The organism is Exiguobacterium sp. s46 (assembly GCF_018618875.1).
Classification (GTDB): Bacteria; Bacillota; Bacilli; order Exiguobacteriales; family Exiguobacteriaceae; genus Exiguobacterium_A; species Exiguobacterium_A abrahamii.
The window spans coordinates 1,789,415-1,802,234 of the sequence record NZ_JACSMY010000001.1; the positions used below are offsets into that span (position 1 = coordinate 1,789,415).

Genomic DNA, 12,820 nt, shown 5'->3' on the forward strand with positions numbered 1-12,820 from the left:
GTTTGCTTAAGTTCTTTTTTGGTAACCAACCGAACACCTACTTTCTAATGACACAAGACTAACACTTTGATTATACGCTCTGAAGCGACAGCGTGCCTATCGAAAGATTCTGTCGATTTGATGACAACCGTCATCTGTTTGTCTTTTCCCGCTTATACAAAAATCCACACCGCCTTTGCGATGTGGATGTCGTTTACCATTGTTCAATATCCGGGCGATCCTTGAACGTCGATTTTGTACCGTGACGTTCGTTAAGGACGGCTTCGACTTCTTTGAATGAGACACCGCGCTCAGCGAGCAAGACCGTTAAGTGATACAACAAGTCTGCTGTCTCTTCAGCTAACGTATCGTTACCGGCGAGGACGACTTCAAATGCCTCTTCGCCGAACTTCTTCGCGATCTTCTCATATCCAGAAGCAATCAAATAGTTCGTATAGGATTCTGCTTCTTTCGCGTCAATCTTCGCTTTGACCGTCTGTTCCAGTTCGTATAACATCGGGCACCTCCACTTCCGTATAGAAACAACTACGATTTCCTGTATGGCATGTCGGACCATTCGCTTTGACCGTGATCAAGAGACTATCTTGATCACAGTCAATCCACATCCGTTTGAGTTCAAGCGTGTTCCCGCTCGTCTCCCCTTTCGTCCAGAGACGATTCTTCGTCCGCGAGAAGAAGGTGACAAGACCGGTCGCAAGCGTCTTATCATAAGCGGCTTGGTCCATGAAGCCGACCATCAAGACATCGTTCGTCTGCTCGTCGACGACGACGGCAGCGACGAGTCCTTTTGAAAAATTCAATGTCGTCATCGGACTTCGACTCCCCGTTCTTTGAGGTAGGCTTTCGTTTCCGGCATCGTGTATGTCGCTTCATGGAAGATTGAAGCAGCAAGGGCTGCGTCAGCGCCCGCTTCCAAACCTTCCGCCAAGTGATCGAGTGTTCCGACCCCACCAGAAGCGATGATCGGCACGTTGACGACTTCACGCAGACGACGAATCAAGGCGAGATCATAGCCGTCTTTTGTTCCGTCAGCGTCCATTGAAGTGACGAGTAATTCACCGGCACCCAGGGCAACGGCTTCCTGCGCCCACTCGATCGCGTCACGTCCGACGGGTTGTGTTCCCCCGTGTGAGAAGACACCCCATGAGTCGCCGGTCTGTTTCGCATCGATTGCGACGACTGTCGCTTGGACACCGAACAGGCGGCTGACTTCTTGAATCAGTTGTGGATTTTGAAGCGCCGACGAGTTGAGTGAGACTTTGTCAGCACCGGCACGAATCAAGCGTTTCGCGTCTTCAATCGTCTTGATTCCGCCACCGACCGTAAACGGCATGTAGATGACTTCTGCGACGCGTTCGACGATATCAAGCATCGTCTCGCGCCCTTCTTGCGTTGCTGAGATATCGAGCAGGACGAGTTCGTCCGCCCCTTGCTCGTAATAGTATTTCGCGACGGCGACCGGGTCACCAAGATCACGTAAGTTTTGGAATTTGACCCCTTTGACGACACGTCCTTCCTTGACGTCAAGACAGGGAATGATTCGTTTCATCAACATACGCGTAACACCTCTTTTAAGGCGAGTGATCCGTCGAGCAATGCCCGACCGACGACCGCTCCGTCCATCCCGATCTCTTTGAGGCGCGCGACGTCATCAACGGTCGTCACACCACCAGAAGCGATCAATTCGACCCCTTCCCGCTTCAAACGATCGAGTCCATCAACGTCCGGTCCCATCATCATTCCGTCACGCGAAATGTCTGTATAAAGGAACGTCTTGATGCCTTTACCGATCAAGTGTGTCATTGCCTCTTCAAGCGTCCAACCGCTCGCTTCGAGCCAGCCGCGTGTCTGGACGATGCCTTCTTTTGCATCTAACGCAACAGCCAGTTTATCACCAGCGAGGGCAATCATCTGCTCGAGTAACGCTTCATCCTCGAGAGCGACCGTGCCGACCAGAATCCGATCGATTCCGGCACCGACGTATGCTTCGACGGTTTCGATGTTACGGACACCACCACCCGCTTCGACGAACAAACCGGTCTCCTTTTTGATGTCGGCAATCAAGCTCAAGTGCAACGGTTCGCCGGCTTTCGCGCCATCAAGATCGATCAAGTGGATCGCTGTCGCCCCATCTTCCTTGAAGCGCTTCGCAATCGTCAACGCATCACCGAAAAATGTCTGTTGGTCAAAATCTCCTTGCTTCAGGCGTACGGCCTGTCCGCTCATTAAATCGATTGCTGGGTAGAGTTGCATGTCGTCTCTCTCCATTCCTTCAGTAGTTTCAGTCCGACTTCGCCACTCTTCTCTGGGTGGAACTGCATCCCGGTGACTTGTCCTTTTTGAACGATCGCTGGAATAAGACGTCCGTATTCAACCGCGTCGACGATCCATTCTGGGTCACAAACAGCGCCGTACGAGTGGACGAAATAGACCGCTTCGCCGTGGTTCGTCAGCTGGTGCCAACCCATGTGCGGCAAGCGGACGTCACTCGGTAGTTTTTCAATCGTTCCCGGTAAAATTCCGAGTCCTTCTGTCAGTCCATCTTCGTCACTCGATTCAAAGAGCAGTTGCATCCCGAGGCAAATCCCGAGGAACGGTTTCTTTTTCGCTTGTTCTTTTAAGAAGTCGACGAGTCCCGTTTCCTTCAGGCGCTCCATTGCCGGTGCATAGGCACCGACACCCGGTAAGACGAGTGCTTCTGCTTGGTCAAGCAACTCCGTGTCACTCGTGACGATGACTGCTTCTCCGAGCTCCTTTAACGCCCGCTCGACGTTCGCGATATTCCCGACGCCATAATCGACGATTGCTATCATTGATCAATCAACCCTTTCGTAGACGGTACGCCTTCGCTCGTCACGGCGACTGCCTGACGGACGGCCCGACCGAGTGCTTTGAACAACCCTTCGATCATGTGATGCGTGTTCGAGCCATATAAGACTTCAGCATGAATCGTCATCCGAGCACTCCGTGATAAGCCTTGGAAGAACTCTTCTGCGAGTTCCGTGTCAAAGTCACCGAGCTTCGGATTTTTGAAACTAGCACGGAAGACCGTGAACGGACGACCGCTGAAATCAAGGACGACCGACGCGAGTGTCTCGTCCATCGGCACACGCGATTCGCCGTAGCGTTCAATCCCGGCTTTATCGCCGAGCGCTTCCGTCAACGCTGCCCCGAGGACGATCGCGGTATCTTCGACCGTGTGGTGCGCATCGATCCACGTATCACCTTTTGCTGTTACCTTCAGACCGATCCGGGCCTGGAAGGCAAACAACGTCAACATATGATCAAAGAACCCGACACCGGTCTTGATTTCAACCGGACCTCCTGCGAGATCGACTTCAACCTTGATATCTGATTCTGCACTTACTCGTTCGCTTGCGCCACGCCGCATCGTAATTCCTCCTCTACACACGTTTCTAATACTTGCATCGCTTCTGGTGATCCACAACTGACACGGAAAGCTTGGTTAAACAAACGAATCCGTAATCCGGCGTCAGCACAACGTTGCGTAAAGCGTTCGGCTTCCGGATACTCGACGTAGACGAAGTTCGCTGCACTCGGATATGTCTTGCCGATTGGGTCGAGAATCCGTTCGATCGCCTCGCGGCTCGCATAGGTCTCGTCTAAGACCCGATCGAGTTCCGGTTCTGCCATGATGGCGATGCCAACAGCTGCTGATAGACCAGAGACATTATATGGTGATTTAATCTGTTCGATTTCTTCGATGATTTGTTCGCTCGCGATGACAAAACCAAGTCGGAGCGATGCGAGTCCGAACGCTTTTGAGAGCGTCCGTAAGATGATTGCTTTCGGATATTCTTCGAGTAAGTGAAGCATCGATTGTTCGAGCGCGAAGTCGATGTACGCCTCATCGATGACGACGTATTTGCCACTGTCGAGCAAGCGACGGACATCCGCTTCCTTGCGGAGGACACCGGACGGATTGTGCGGGTGACTCAAGAAGATGATCTCACCAGGAGCTGCGATCAATCCCTCAACGTCAAGCGCCATCTCGTCCAGTAACGGCACGCGTTCAAACGGTGCCCGTGCCCGGTCAGCGTAGAACTGATACATGACAAAGTCCGGTTCCGAGGCGATGACCGGCACCCCGGGTCCACCGTAGCGGGCACATAAGTAGCCGATCAACTCATCCGAGCCGTTTCCGGCGACGAGTTGCGTCGGACGGACACCGGCGTACGTCGCGTACGATGCCTTGACTTGATCGATGATCTCGACTGGATATTCGTTTAATGGGAACGTTGCGATCAATTCCTGGATCGCTTCGATCCCGACTGGACTGTGGGTCGTGAATCGTTCGTTTTGGTGTAATCGCATTAGTCTTCCCTCACTTCGATGGCTTGTGCGTGTGCTTCGAGTCCTTCGACCCGGGCAACGGTCTTCGCTGCGTTCGCGAGACGTTGTACGCCTGCGCGTGTGGCTTCGAGCATCGTCTGGTGACGCAGGAACGTCCGCGCTGATAATCCAGACGCAAAACGAGCTGTCCCGGATGTTGGTAAGACGTGGTTCGTTCCGGCGACGTAATCACCGAGTGTTTCCGGTGTCTCGTGACCGAGGAAGATCATCCCGGCGTGACGGATCGATTTGACGACCTCTTGCGGATTGGCAACGGCAAGTTCCAAGTGTTCCGCTGCCAGACGGTTCGCTTCTTCGATCGCTGTCTCGAGTGGAGCAACGAAGACGCCACCGTTTTCCATTGCACGGCGGGCAATCTCTTGACGCGGCAATTGTTGTAAGCGTCGTTCGATTTCCGTATCTACCGCTTGTTTCATCTCTTCCGTTGGCACGAAGGCGATTGCGACAGCATCACGGTCGTGTTCAGCTTGGGCAAGAAGATCAGCTGCGATCCGGTCCGGATGCGCTGTTTCGTCAGCGATGACGACGACTTCCGATGGACCGGCGACCGAGTCGATGCCAACGATGCCGTAGACTTGGCGTTTGGCTTCAGCGACGAAGCGGTTCCCAGGTCCGACGATCAAGTCAACAGCTTGGATGCTTTCTGTTCCGAATGTCAGCGCGGCGACCGCTTGTGCTCCACCAATCGTATAGATTTCTGTCACACCAGCGATTCGTGCCGCAACGAGGACCTCGTCACTTAAGTTCGTCATCGGCGTCACCATGACGACCCGTTCGACGCCAGCAACTTTGGCTGGAATCGCGTTCATCAAGACGGTCGACGGATAACTTGCCGCACCACCCGGTACATAAATCCCGACCGAATCAACGGGAACGAACCGTTGACGTCGTGTCACGTCTGCTTCGACGAGTTCGATGTCGGACGGCAGTTCTTGTTCGTGCCATTCGACGAGTCGTGTCGCCATCAACTTCAACGAGTCGATCAAGTTGGCATCTGCCTGTTCGAAGGCTTGTGTGATTCGTATTTCACTGAGACGGAAATCTTCAAGGTCGACCTGATCGAACTGGTTCGTATAATCGCGGACAGCAGCGTCACCGTCTGTTGCGACGCGTTCGAGAATCGCGCGGACCGCGAGCTCCGTGTCTCGATCGATGCTGAAAGGTTTTGTCGGTGTCATGATCGTGTCACTCCTTCTGTCAATTGCTCGAGCAAGCGGATGACTTCAACCCGCTTCCGTTTTAACGTCCATTCGCTCGTAAAGAACCGAGCGCTAATATCGATGATTTTTTCGTATTCGTTTAGTCCGTTCGCCCGTAACGTCTCACCCGTCTCGACGATATCGACGATTGCGTCAGCAAGTCCGAGTAACGGTGCCAACTCGACCGAACCGTTCAACGGTACGATGTCGACGTCGACACCGAGTTCGCTGAAGTAGCGTTTTGCGATGACCGGATACTTCGTCGCAATCCGGACGCGGCGTCCGCCTTCGAATTGCAAAGGCTCCTTCGCACAGACGGACATCCGGCAGACACCGAACGGTAATTCCGCCAGTTCCGATAGTTCTTGATCTGATTCCAGTAGGATATCACTGCCGGTGATCGCGACATCGAGAACGCCTTGGGCAACATACGGGATCAAATCCGATCCTTTCATGAAGACGAATTCGTGCTCGCCCCGTTTGACGATTAGTTCGCGTTCAATGGCTCCCCATGTCTCGACGCCAGCTTCTTTCAGATAACGTTCTGTCGCTTTCGACAGCCGTCCTTTCGTAATTCCGATTCGCATTTAGAGCACCTCCGCCAACCGTTCGACCGAGAATCCGATGCCGAACGCCTGTTGTTCTTGTCCGAATTGTTCATAGAGCCGGTCGTAGCGTCCACCGACGAGGACGGGTTCCGTCACGCCTTCGATGAAACCGTGGACCGTGATCCCGTCGTAGTACGTCTGTAAGCCCATTTGACCGAAGTCGAGATCGGCATTGACGGCTTCCGCGAGATCAAGCACGGCATTGAGTCGTGTTTCGTCAACGTACGGTAAGATCGTCTCTGCTCCTTCGCGTCCGAATAATAAAGGAAGTTTCGCGAGTAAAGCATCATCCAGTTGACCCGCGATCCGCTTCAGTTCGATGACGTTACGTAAACGGAGCATCTGCGTCACTTGGTCGCGTAAGTGGTGATCACCGACACGTGTCTCGATCAAATGCTCGATTAGACCAGCATCACCAATTGAGAGGGTGACTTCTTTTCCTGTCAGTTCCTCGACGAGTCGGACCGCGAGTTGGATTGCTTCGACTTCTGCGATTTGTCCCCGTTCCTCGAATCCGACCTGGAACTTCTCTTCCGGTTGAAAGACGGAGCCACTGTAGAAGACACGTTTATATTGTTCGCGACCGCGTTCGCTGAGTGCACGTGCGACACTAGTCGTAAAATCCATCCGAATCTGTTCCCGTCCACCGATTTCCTCAATTAAGGGGGTGATTAATCGGGTATAGTTAGATTGTTCGAGTCCATCTTCGAGCTGACGGATGACCTGCTGGAGCCGCGTTGCCGAGGCACCGACATAGTCCGTCGCTCCATCCTTGAGTCGAATCGTAGAAAATGATTGCATACTCCCACTCCTTTATCTTATTATCACTGTACCACGCTAAATTATTTAACGATAAGATACCGCGTTTGGGGCACATTGTCAATCGCTTTGCTTGCCAATTCTAAAAAATCGGAGGGTTACTCATGCAATTATTGAAATGGGACGGTCACGTCCACAGTCCATATTGTCCACACGGTACGAAGGATCCACTTGAAGCCTACATCGAGCGTGCCTTAGAGCAAGGCTTAGAACGGATCAGCTTCACGGAACATGCCCCTTTACCTGAAGGTGTGACGGATCCTGCGCCAGATAACGATTCCGGAATGTCGTTCGCGACAGCCGATGCCTACCTGAAGGAATTGACGCAACTCCGCGAGACATACAAGAATCAGATTGATATCCGGATCGGGATGGAGTTCGACTACTGGGAAGGGCATGTCGACGGTACGCGTGACATCATTGCCCGCTACGCTGACGTCTTAACCGACGGCATTCTCTCACTGCATTACTTATACATCGATGAGCAATATTACGGCGTCGACTTCAGCAAGGAAAGCTTCGGTGAGATCGTCACGAAACTCGGAAGCGTCACGGCGGTACACGAACGCTATTATGAAGGCATCCAAGCCCTCGTCATGACGGACCTCGGTGCACACCAGCCGAAGCGCCTCGGTCACTTAACGTTACCGACGAAATTCATCCAAGCCTATCCGCTTGAGTCGAACCCAACGAACCTCGACGACACGTTACGGAAGATCCGTCAGGCGAACTTCACACTCGACGTCAACACAGCAGGACTCCGGAAACCATTATGTGGTCTTTCCTATCCTTACCCGGAACTCCTGCAAGTCACGCAGTCGTTATCGATTCCGCTCGTCTATGGATCAGATGCCCATCTCGCAAAAGATGTCGGTGCTGATTTCGATTTCAAATGGTAAAACAAAAATCCGGATGCCGCAGCGTCCGGATTTTTTTGTTTAGGAATATGGAAAATCAGCAGCTTCGACAGGAGCAATCGATCGTGCTAATTTTTTTAATTGTGCTAGCGACACGTTACCAGACAGGAGGACGATTTGGTTGTCCTCGACGTAATAGAGGTTCGCTCTCCCTTGTTTCTGCTCGAAATAAGCCGTCTGTCCGTTTACAAGCATCGTTTCCTTCCAGTCCTCGCCTTGAACGTCTTGCTTCGGAACGACGGTTAGCAGAATCGTTTGTGACTTCGTGTGGAAGAACCAGACGCTATCGTCCCCATTAAGAGTTGAACTACTCATAATCGCTTGAAATGGTAAATTCAAACCGCGAGTTGAACCATCATCTTTTTTAATATTTTGAACGTCGTCATGTAAACCGCCTTTTAAAATCCAGTTCTTCTCTTGCTTGGTATACTCTAATACAGCAAGACGATCTGCTCCTTTTGGGTAATGCAGCGTCACGTAAGCATGATTCCCGAGGGCGACACTACTCCAGATATCGCCTTCAGTCGGATGCGCTTTTGTTCCATCTTTAAAGTAAAACGTCACGTGACGACGGAAATCCGCTTCAAACGAATCCTTTTCTGAAAAGTCTTCTGCTTTAATACGTTGTACGATGGCATCCGGCTCAGCACCATCCTCAGCAGTGTTATCATCAATCCATCGCGTGTGAAGCTGATTCAAAGGCGGAACTTGGTCTGGTTCTGCACAACCGGTCAAAATACTTGCAGCGAATAATGCACTGATTACACCAATCCGTTGAAATCGCATGACAATCTCCTTTTCCTCTTTTTTCCTTTCTTTGAGTATCTCATGTTGCGGGACTACGTCTTTAAGAAAATTACGAAAAGAAGGAAAGGAGAATTTCTGATTAATACACATTCATACATGAAAAGATCTACAGACAAAAACAGACTAGCCCTCTTCGATTGAAGAGAACTAATCTGTTTCGTATGTTTCATTCTAAGTTGGCATGTTTCCCGTACATCGTTTGTGAATCAAGCCGCTTATCTTCCATGATCTGCAGAATCAAAGCATCATAGAACAATAACATCGTCTGTTCGAACAACGAGCCCATTGGTTGAACCGTCTCGTCCGCTGATGCCGTTTGTTCTTTTGGAACTCCAGGCAATTGGACGACCAAGTCGGCTAATCGCGCTAACGTCGATGTCGGATTGATCGTGACGACGGCAACCGTCCCACCAAGTTGCTGTGCTTTCTCGACGATTGGAATCAATGTTTTCGTCTCACCCGATCCGGAACCGACGATTAACAAGTCACCCTCACGTAAATTCGCCGTGACTGTCTCGCCAACGACATAAGCATCGAGTCCCATGTGCATCAACCGCATGACGAACGCTTTCCCCATCAAGCCGGAGCGACCGGCTCCTGCGAGAAAGATCCGGTTCGCTTGCAGCACAGCGTCTGCCAGTTCTTTCGTCTCGGTCGCATCGATTGCTTCAACCGTCGAAGTCAGTTCTTCGATAATCGTTTGAATGTGTGTCATTTACGCCTCTTGTAGCATCCGGTGCATCGTTGACGCTGTCTCTTGTTTATCATCTTGTCCTGTGATCCCGCCACCGACGATGATCAGATCAGGACGTGCAGCGATGACTTCCGGTAACGTCTCCATCTTGATGCCACCCGCAACAGCTGTTTTTGCATTTGTCACAACTGACTTGATTGTCGCAAGATCCTCAAATGAGTTTTGACCGACTGCTTGGAGATCGTAACCTGTGTGGACACAGATGTAGTCGACGCCTAACGCATCGAGTTCTTTCGCACGTGTCGCAATATCTTTCACGGCAATCATGTCGACGAGAATCTGTTTGCCTGATTTTTTCGCTTCTTCGACTGCCCCTTTGATTGACATGTCTTCCGCTGCCCCAAGGATCGTCACGATGTCGGCACCGTGTGCGACAGCTTGGCTGACTTCGTAACCGGCAGCGTCCATGATTTTTAAATCAGCGAGGACCGTTAAGTTCGGGAACGCGGCTTTCATTTCTTTGACGGCGCGGAGCCCTTCGTTGATGACGACCGGTGTCCCGATCTCGACGATATCTAAATTGTTTTCCCCGATTTCTTTGACTAAAGCAATCGCACCTGCTGTATCGACTAAATCAATCGCGAGTTGTAATTTCATTTTGTATCTCTCCCATTCTTCTCTGTATTGTCGTACCTGACACTTCCTTCAAACGTTCACGAAAGAACAGGACTAAATATAATCCGCAGGAGCATTCTTGAGAAGTACGCACTTTTAATTTACATAGTGCGGTTTTTCATACATAGTGCAGAAAAGTATACTGTCGTTCGGAAGAAAGACTATACTGGAGCAGGAGGTGGAACGATGCCACATTTTGAAGACCGTCAGTTTAACTGTGAGAAGGAATTGACACTCTCGATCATCGGGGGAAAATGGAAGATGCTCATTCTTTGGCACTTAGGTAAGGAAGGAACAAAACGCTTCGGGGAACTAAAAAGTCTGATGCCCGGGATCACGCAACGGATGCTCGTCAATCAACTTCGAGAACTTGAAGACCACCACATCATTCACCGGGAAGTCTACCCGGTCGTACCACCGAAGGTCGAATACTCGTTGACGCCGCATGGACATAGCTTAATGCCGATTTTAGATGCGATGTATGACTGGGGTAAGGATTATGCGAAAAATGTTCTGGAGATCGACTTCGAACAACAAAAGATATCACCATAAAAAAGATGCTCACGGTCTCGTCTCTTTTCAGAGATAAGTCCACGGAGCATCTTTTTTTAGGATTCTTCTGTCGTATAGATTTTCGACATCGCCAGTTCATCAACGTATTCCCCATCGATGAAGAGTGATGCGATGCGTGTTCCTTCGATGTTAAAGCCAAACTTATGATAGAGCTCGATTGCCCGCAAGTTATCCTTGCGAACCGTCAACTCGAGTCGGATGAGCCCTGCTTCAATGGCAAACGCATCGACTGCCTCAAGTAGACCCGCACCAAGACCACGACCCGTGTAGGCATCGAGCAAACCGATGACAAGATTCGCCCGGTGACGGATCCGACTTGGCTCACCACCGACAACGAGCACGTATCCGACGAGTTGTTCATCGACGTCCACGACAAAGATATCCGAGTTAGCAGCCTGACCGAACTTCTCGATAAACGCCTCGGCCTGTTCCGTCGACAGGACGCGTTCCTCCGGCTCATACAACATGTATTTCGTTTCCCGATCAATGCGTCGCATTAAGTCCGATAAGGCTTTTCCGTCCATCAACGTGGCACGTCGTATCATAGGTTTCAGCTCCGTTCAAAGGAATCACATAAAAAAATATTCTGTAATTCCCCCAAAAAATTAGTAGTTAAGATTAGGTACTTGATTGAGCTTTTACGTTTGAAAGAACTAAATCATAAATTAACTTCCCTAAAATTTCATTTTTTTGATTTTCTTCATCAATTAGTATTAAACTTGATAAATTATCTATAGAGTACTCATCAAATAGATTAGGAAATTGTTTTTTTAATTGACTCTTATATAATGCATTCAAAACATAGCTTTGTTCTATTTTTTTATTTACATAGCCTCTATATTCATTATAAACACTCTCTAATTGAAAAAGTGCAACGTTGTTGTAAATCATATACTTTTCAGTATCGGATTCGCAATTCGCATGAATTCCAATTTTATAATCCTCACTTTTCCCTAAGGCGATATCCACAAAATTAACTTTTTTAATCGTTTTAATTTCATCCAAAATGAATATTTTATTAAAATTATAGGTTTTTTGTACCTTATTAAAATTTTTCTCAATGGTATTTTTTACAGCAGTAATACATTTTCTTTGAATTGAGTTCTTTTTCTTTTGTAATTCGTATTTTTTTCTTTCAGTAAGAATTTTTCCATATTCTATACTTAATTCAGAAATTAATTTTTCATTTAATTCTATGGCTTCCAGTTTACCTAAACTCATTAATTGTCGTAATTTCATAATATATATATGGAGACTTTGGGAAATTTTCAAGATGCATTTGTACATAGCTTCGTTTTCACTATTAAACTCTTTTATCTCTAAAAGCAATTCATATATTTTATTTAAATCTTCTTCATCTTTGTTGAACTTCTCAATTTTTTCGAAATCGAATAAATCATTTTTGGAAGCTAATTCTAAATAATATCTTTCCTCTTTGGAAAAACCTGCACCTTCGACTTCCCCTAATTTCTCAAAAGCACTTTTAAAGTCGTCTTTAGAGTAAATAAATTTAAACTTAAATTTATTTATTAAGTTTTTATCATAAGGAGAGAAATTCCTTGTAAAACTTGTATAATAAGTACTCTTGAAACGCTGATTACAATATATACAACTCGGAACTAAATTAGATAATGTAATCGCAAAAATCGGAAAAATACTTTTTGGTAAAAAGTGATCTAAATCGGCCATTCCTCTTGATGAGGCTCCTGATAGAAATTGATTAGATTGAACCGTATGAATAAAGTTCGCATTGCAATATGGACAAACAACTTGATTTAATTTTTTTAAAAAAATATAGCTATTCCACGAAACATTACTTCTTTTAGTAAAATTATCATAAGCTTTAAGAAAAGCGTTTGAAATATTGGAAAGTAAAATTAAAAAATCATTTTTGAGTTTTTTATTTATTAATAATAAATCTTTTAAATCATAAACTAATGTTAGATATTCCATTTGAATCTTTTTTAAATCTTCAAAGCTGCAACTTACAATTTTTTCTAAATTAGAAATCAAATAATTAATAATCCCTAGAAAAGGTTTATTATTTTGTCGTTCGCTTAATGAAGAGAGATCTTTTTTTAACTTACTACTATCATTAGCTAAGATTTTATGCTGCATAAGTAAAGAATTAGGAATCTGAATGTGAATCATAAT

General features: G+C 47.9%; 15 protein-coding genes and 1 pseudogene. 2 read left to right on the forward strand and 14 right to left on the reverse strand.

The window, feature by feature from the left end; translation table 11 throughout:
- Nucleotides 1-193 precede the first annotated feature (193 nt).
- From hisIE to KNQ08_RS09390, 9 genes and pseudogenes are all read right to left on the reverse strand, one after another.
- Nucleotides 194-809, reverse strand: a pseudogene (hisIE, locus tag KNQ08_RS16880) (bifunctional phosphoribosyl-AMP cyclohydrolase/phosphoribosyl-ATP diphosphatase HisIE).
- Nucleotides 806-1,555, reverse strand: a complete 750-nt coding sequence (gene hisF / locus KNQ08_RS09355) for an imidazole glycerol phosphate synthase subunit HisF (protein ID WP_023469183.1) — start codon at nt 1,553-1,555, stop codon at nt 806-808. The pseudogene hisIE and the gene hisF overlap by 4 nt, the downstream one beginning before the upstream one ends.
- Nucleotides 1,549-2,253: a 1-(5-phosphoribosyl)-5-[(5-phosphoribosylamino)methylideneamino]imidazole-4-carboxamide isomerase gene (gene hisA / locus KNQ08_RS09360; protein WP_035396350.1), complete on the reverse strand. Its 705-nt coding sequence runs from the start codon at nt 2,251-2,253 to the stop codon at nt 1,549-1,551. The genes hisF and hisA overlap by 7 nt, the downstream gene beginning before the upstream one ends.
- Nucleotides 2,226-2,813: an imidazole glycerol phosphate synthase subunit HisH gene (gene hisH, locus KNQ08_RS09365; RefSeq protein WP_214805346.1), complete on the reverse strand. Its 588-nt coding sequence runs from the start codon at nt 2,811-2,813 to the stop codon at nt 2,226-2,228. The genes hisA and hisH overlap by 28 nt, the downstream gene beginning before the upstream one ends.
- Nucleotides 2,810-3,391, reverse strand: a complete 582-nt coding sequence (hisB, locus tag KNQ08_RS09370) for an imidazoleglycerol-phosphate dehydratase HisB (protein WP_035396348.1) — start codon at nt 3,389-3,391, stop codon at nt 2,810-2,812. Before hisB ends, hisH begins: the two co-directional genes overlap by 4 nt.
- A complete protein-coding gene (locus KNQ08_RS09375) occupies nt 3,364-4,335 on the reverse strand; it encodes a pyridoxal phosphate-dependent aminotransferase (RefSeq protein WP_214805349.1) in 972 nt (323 codons plus the stop codon). The genes hisB and KNQ08_RS09375 overlap by 28 nt, the downstream gene beginning before the upstream one ends.
- Nucleotides 4,335-5,552, reverse strand: a complete 1,218-nt coding sequence (hisD, locus tag KNQ08_RS09380; RefSeq protein WP_214805350.1) for a histidinol dehydrogenase — start codon at nt 5,550-5,552, stop codon at nt 4,335-4,337. Before hisD ends, KNQ08_RS09375 begins: the two co-directional genes overlap by 1 nt.
- On the reverse strand, nt 5,549-6,160 hold the full coding sequence (hisG, locus tag KNQ08_RS09385; RefSeq protein ID WP_023469189.1) for an ATP phosphoribosyltransferase: 612 nt from the start codon (nt 6,158-6,160) through the stop codon (nt 5,549-5,551). The genes hisD and hisG overlap by 4 nt, the downstream gene beginning before the upstream one ends.
- On the reverse strand, nt 6,161-6,982 hold the full coding sequence (locus tag KNQ08_RS09390) for an ATP phosphoribosyltransferase regulatory subunit (RefSeq protein ID WP_214805352.1): 822 nt from the start codon (nt 6,980-6,982) through the stop codon (nt 6,161-6,163).
- Nucleotides 6,983-7,104: 122 nt separating this feature from the next.
- On the opposite strand from KNQ08_RS09390, the gene hisJ reads away from it, so the two are divergent.
- A complete protein-coding gene (gene hisJ / locus KNQ08_RS09395; protein WP_055968870.1) occupies nt 7,105-7,899 on the forward strand; it encodes a histidinol-phosphatase HisJ in 795 nt (264 codons plus the stop codon).
- 39 nt (nt 7,900-7,938) lie between these two features.
- Here hisJ and KNQ08_RS09400 read toward each other — a convergent pair whose 3' ends face one another.
- The 3 genes from KNQ08_RS09400 to hxlA all read right to left on the reverse strand — a co-directional run bounded on the left by KNQ08_RS09400 (nt 7,939) and on the right by hxlA (nt 10,075).
- Nucleotides 7,939-8,703: a DUF4367 domain-containing protein gene (locus KNQ08_RS09400; protein ID WP_214805354.1), complete on the reverse strand. Its 765-nt coding sequence runs from the start codon at nt 8,701-8,703 to the stop codon at nt 7,939-7,941.
- A gap of 187 nt (nt 8,704-8,890) precedes the next feature.
- Nucleotides 8,891-9,439, reverse strand: a complete 549-nt coding sequence (gene hxlB / locus KNQ08_RS09405) for a 6-phospho-3-hexuloisomerase (protein ID WP_149427764.1) — start codon at nt 9,437-9,439, stop codon at nt 8,891-8,893.
- A complete protein-coding gene (hxlA, locus tag KNQ08_RS09410; protein WP_214805356.1) occupies nt 9,440-10,075 on the reverse strand; it encodes a 3-hexulose-6-phosphate synthase in 636 nt (211 codons plus the stop codon).
- A gap of 204 nt (nt 10,076-10,279) precedes the next feature.
- On the opposite strand from hxlA, the gene hxlR reads away from it, so the two are divergent.
- Complete coding sequence (gene hxlR / locus KNQ08_RS09415; protein WP_029342458.1) at nt 10,280-10,645, forward strand: transcriptional activator HxlR; 366 nt, start codon at nt 10,280-10,282, stop codon at nt 10,643-10,645.
- Nucleotides 10,646-10,701: 56 nt separating this feature from the next.
- Here hxlR and KNQ08_RS09420 read toward each other — a convergent pair whose 3' ends face one another.
- Both KNQ08_RS09420 and KNQ08_RS09425 read right to left on the reverse strand, forming a co-directional pair.
- Entirely contained in the window at nt 10,702-11,211 is a 510-nt protein-coding gene (locus tag KNQ08_RS09420) for a GNAT family N-acetyltransferase (RefSeq protein ID WP_023469196.1), read from the reverse strand.
- A 73-nt stretch (nt 11,212-11,284) separates the two neighbouring features.
- Nucleotides 11,285-12,817 carry a hypothetical protein gene (locus KNQ08_RS09425; protein WP_214805358.1) on the reverse strand — a complete coding sequence of 511 codons (1,533 nt, stop codon included), beginning with the start codon at nt 12,815-12,817 and terminating at the stop codon, nt 11,285-11,287.
- Nucleotides 12,818-12,820: the final 3 nt, after the last annotated feature.

Excerpts from the sequence above, each read along its gene's own strand:
- hisA (WP_035396350.1), bottom strand. The coding sequence starts at position 2,253 with ATGCAACTCTACCCAGCAATCGATTTAATGAGCGGACAGGCCGTACGC.
- hisG (WP_023469189.1), bottom strand. The coding sequence starts at position 6,160 with ATGCGAATCGGAATTACGAAAGGACGGCTGTCGAAAGCGACAGAACGT.
- hisJ (WP_055968870.1), top strand. The coding sequence starts at position 7,105 with ATGCAATTATTGAAATGGGACGGTCACGTCCACAGTCCATATTGTCCA.
- KNQ08_RS09400 (WP_214805354.1), bottom strand. The coding sequence starts at position 8,703 with ATGCGATTTCAACGGATTGGTGTAATCAGTGCATTATTCGCTGCAAGT.
- hxlA (WP_214805356.1), bottom strand. The coding sequence starts at position 10,075 with ATGAAATTACAACTCGCGATTGATTTAGTCGATACAGCAGGTGCGATT.
- KNQ08_RS09425 (WP_214805358.1), bottom strand. The coding sequence starts at position 12,817 with ATGATTCACATTCAGATTCCTAATTCTTTACTTATGCAGCATAAAATC.
- hisD (WP_214805350.1), bottom strand. The coding sequence starts at position 5,552 with ATGACACCGACAAAACCTTTCAGCATCGATCGAGACACGGAGCTCGCG.
- hisF (WP_023469183.1), bottom strand. The coding sequence starts at position 1,555 with ATGTTGATGAAACGAATCATTCCCTGTCTTGACGTCAAGGAAGGACGT.
- hisB (WP_035396348.1), bottom strand. The coding sequence starts at position 3,391 with ATGCGGCGTGGCGCAAGCGAACGAGTAAGTGCAGAATCAGATATCAAG.
- hxlB (WP_149427764.1), bottom strand. The coding sequence starts at position 9,439 with ATGACACACATTCAAACGATTATCGAAGAACTGACTTCGACGGTTGAA.
- KNQ08_RS09420 (WP_023469196.1), bottom strand. The coding sequence starts at position 11,211 with ATGATACGACGTGCCACGTTGATGGACGGAAAAGCCTTATCGGACTTA.
- hxlR (WP_029342458.1), top strand. The coding sequence starts at position 10,280 with ATGCCACATTTTGAAGACCGTCAGTTTAACTGTGAGAAGGAATTGACA.
- hisH (WP_214805346.1), bottom strand. The coding sequence starts at position 2,813 with ATGATAGCAATCGTCGATTATGGCGTCGGGAATATCGCGAACGTCGAG.
- KNQ08_RS09375 (WP_214805349.1), bottom strand. The coding sequence starts at position 4,335 with ATGCGATTACACCAAAACGAACGATTCACGACCCACAGTCCAGTCGGG.
- KNQ08_RS09390 (WP_214805352.1), bottom strand. The coding sequence starts at position 6,982 with ATGCAATCATTTTCTACGATTCGACTCAAGGATGGAGCGACGGACTAT.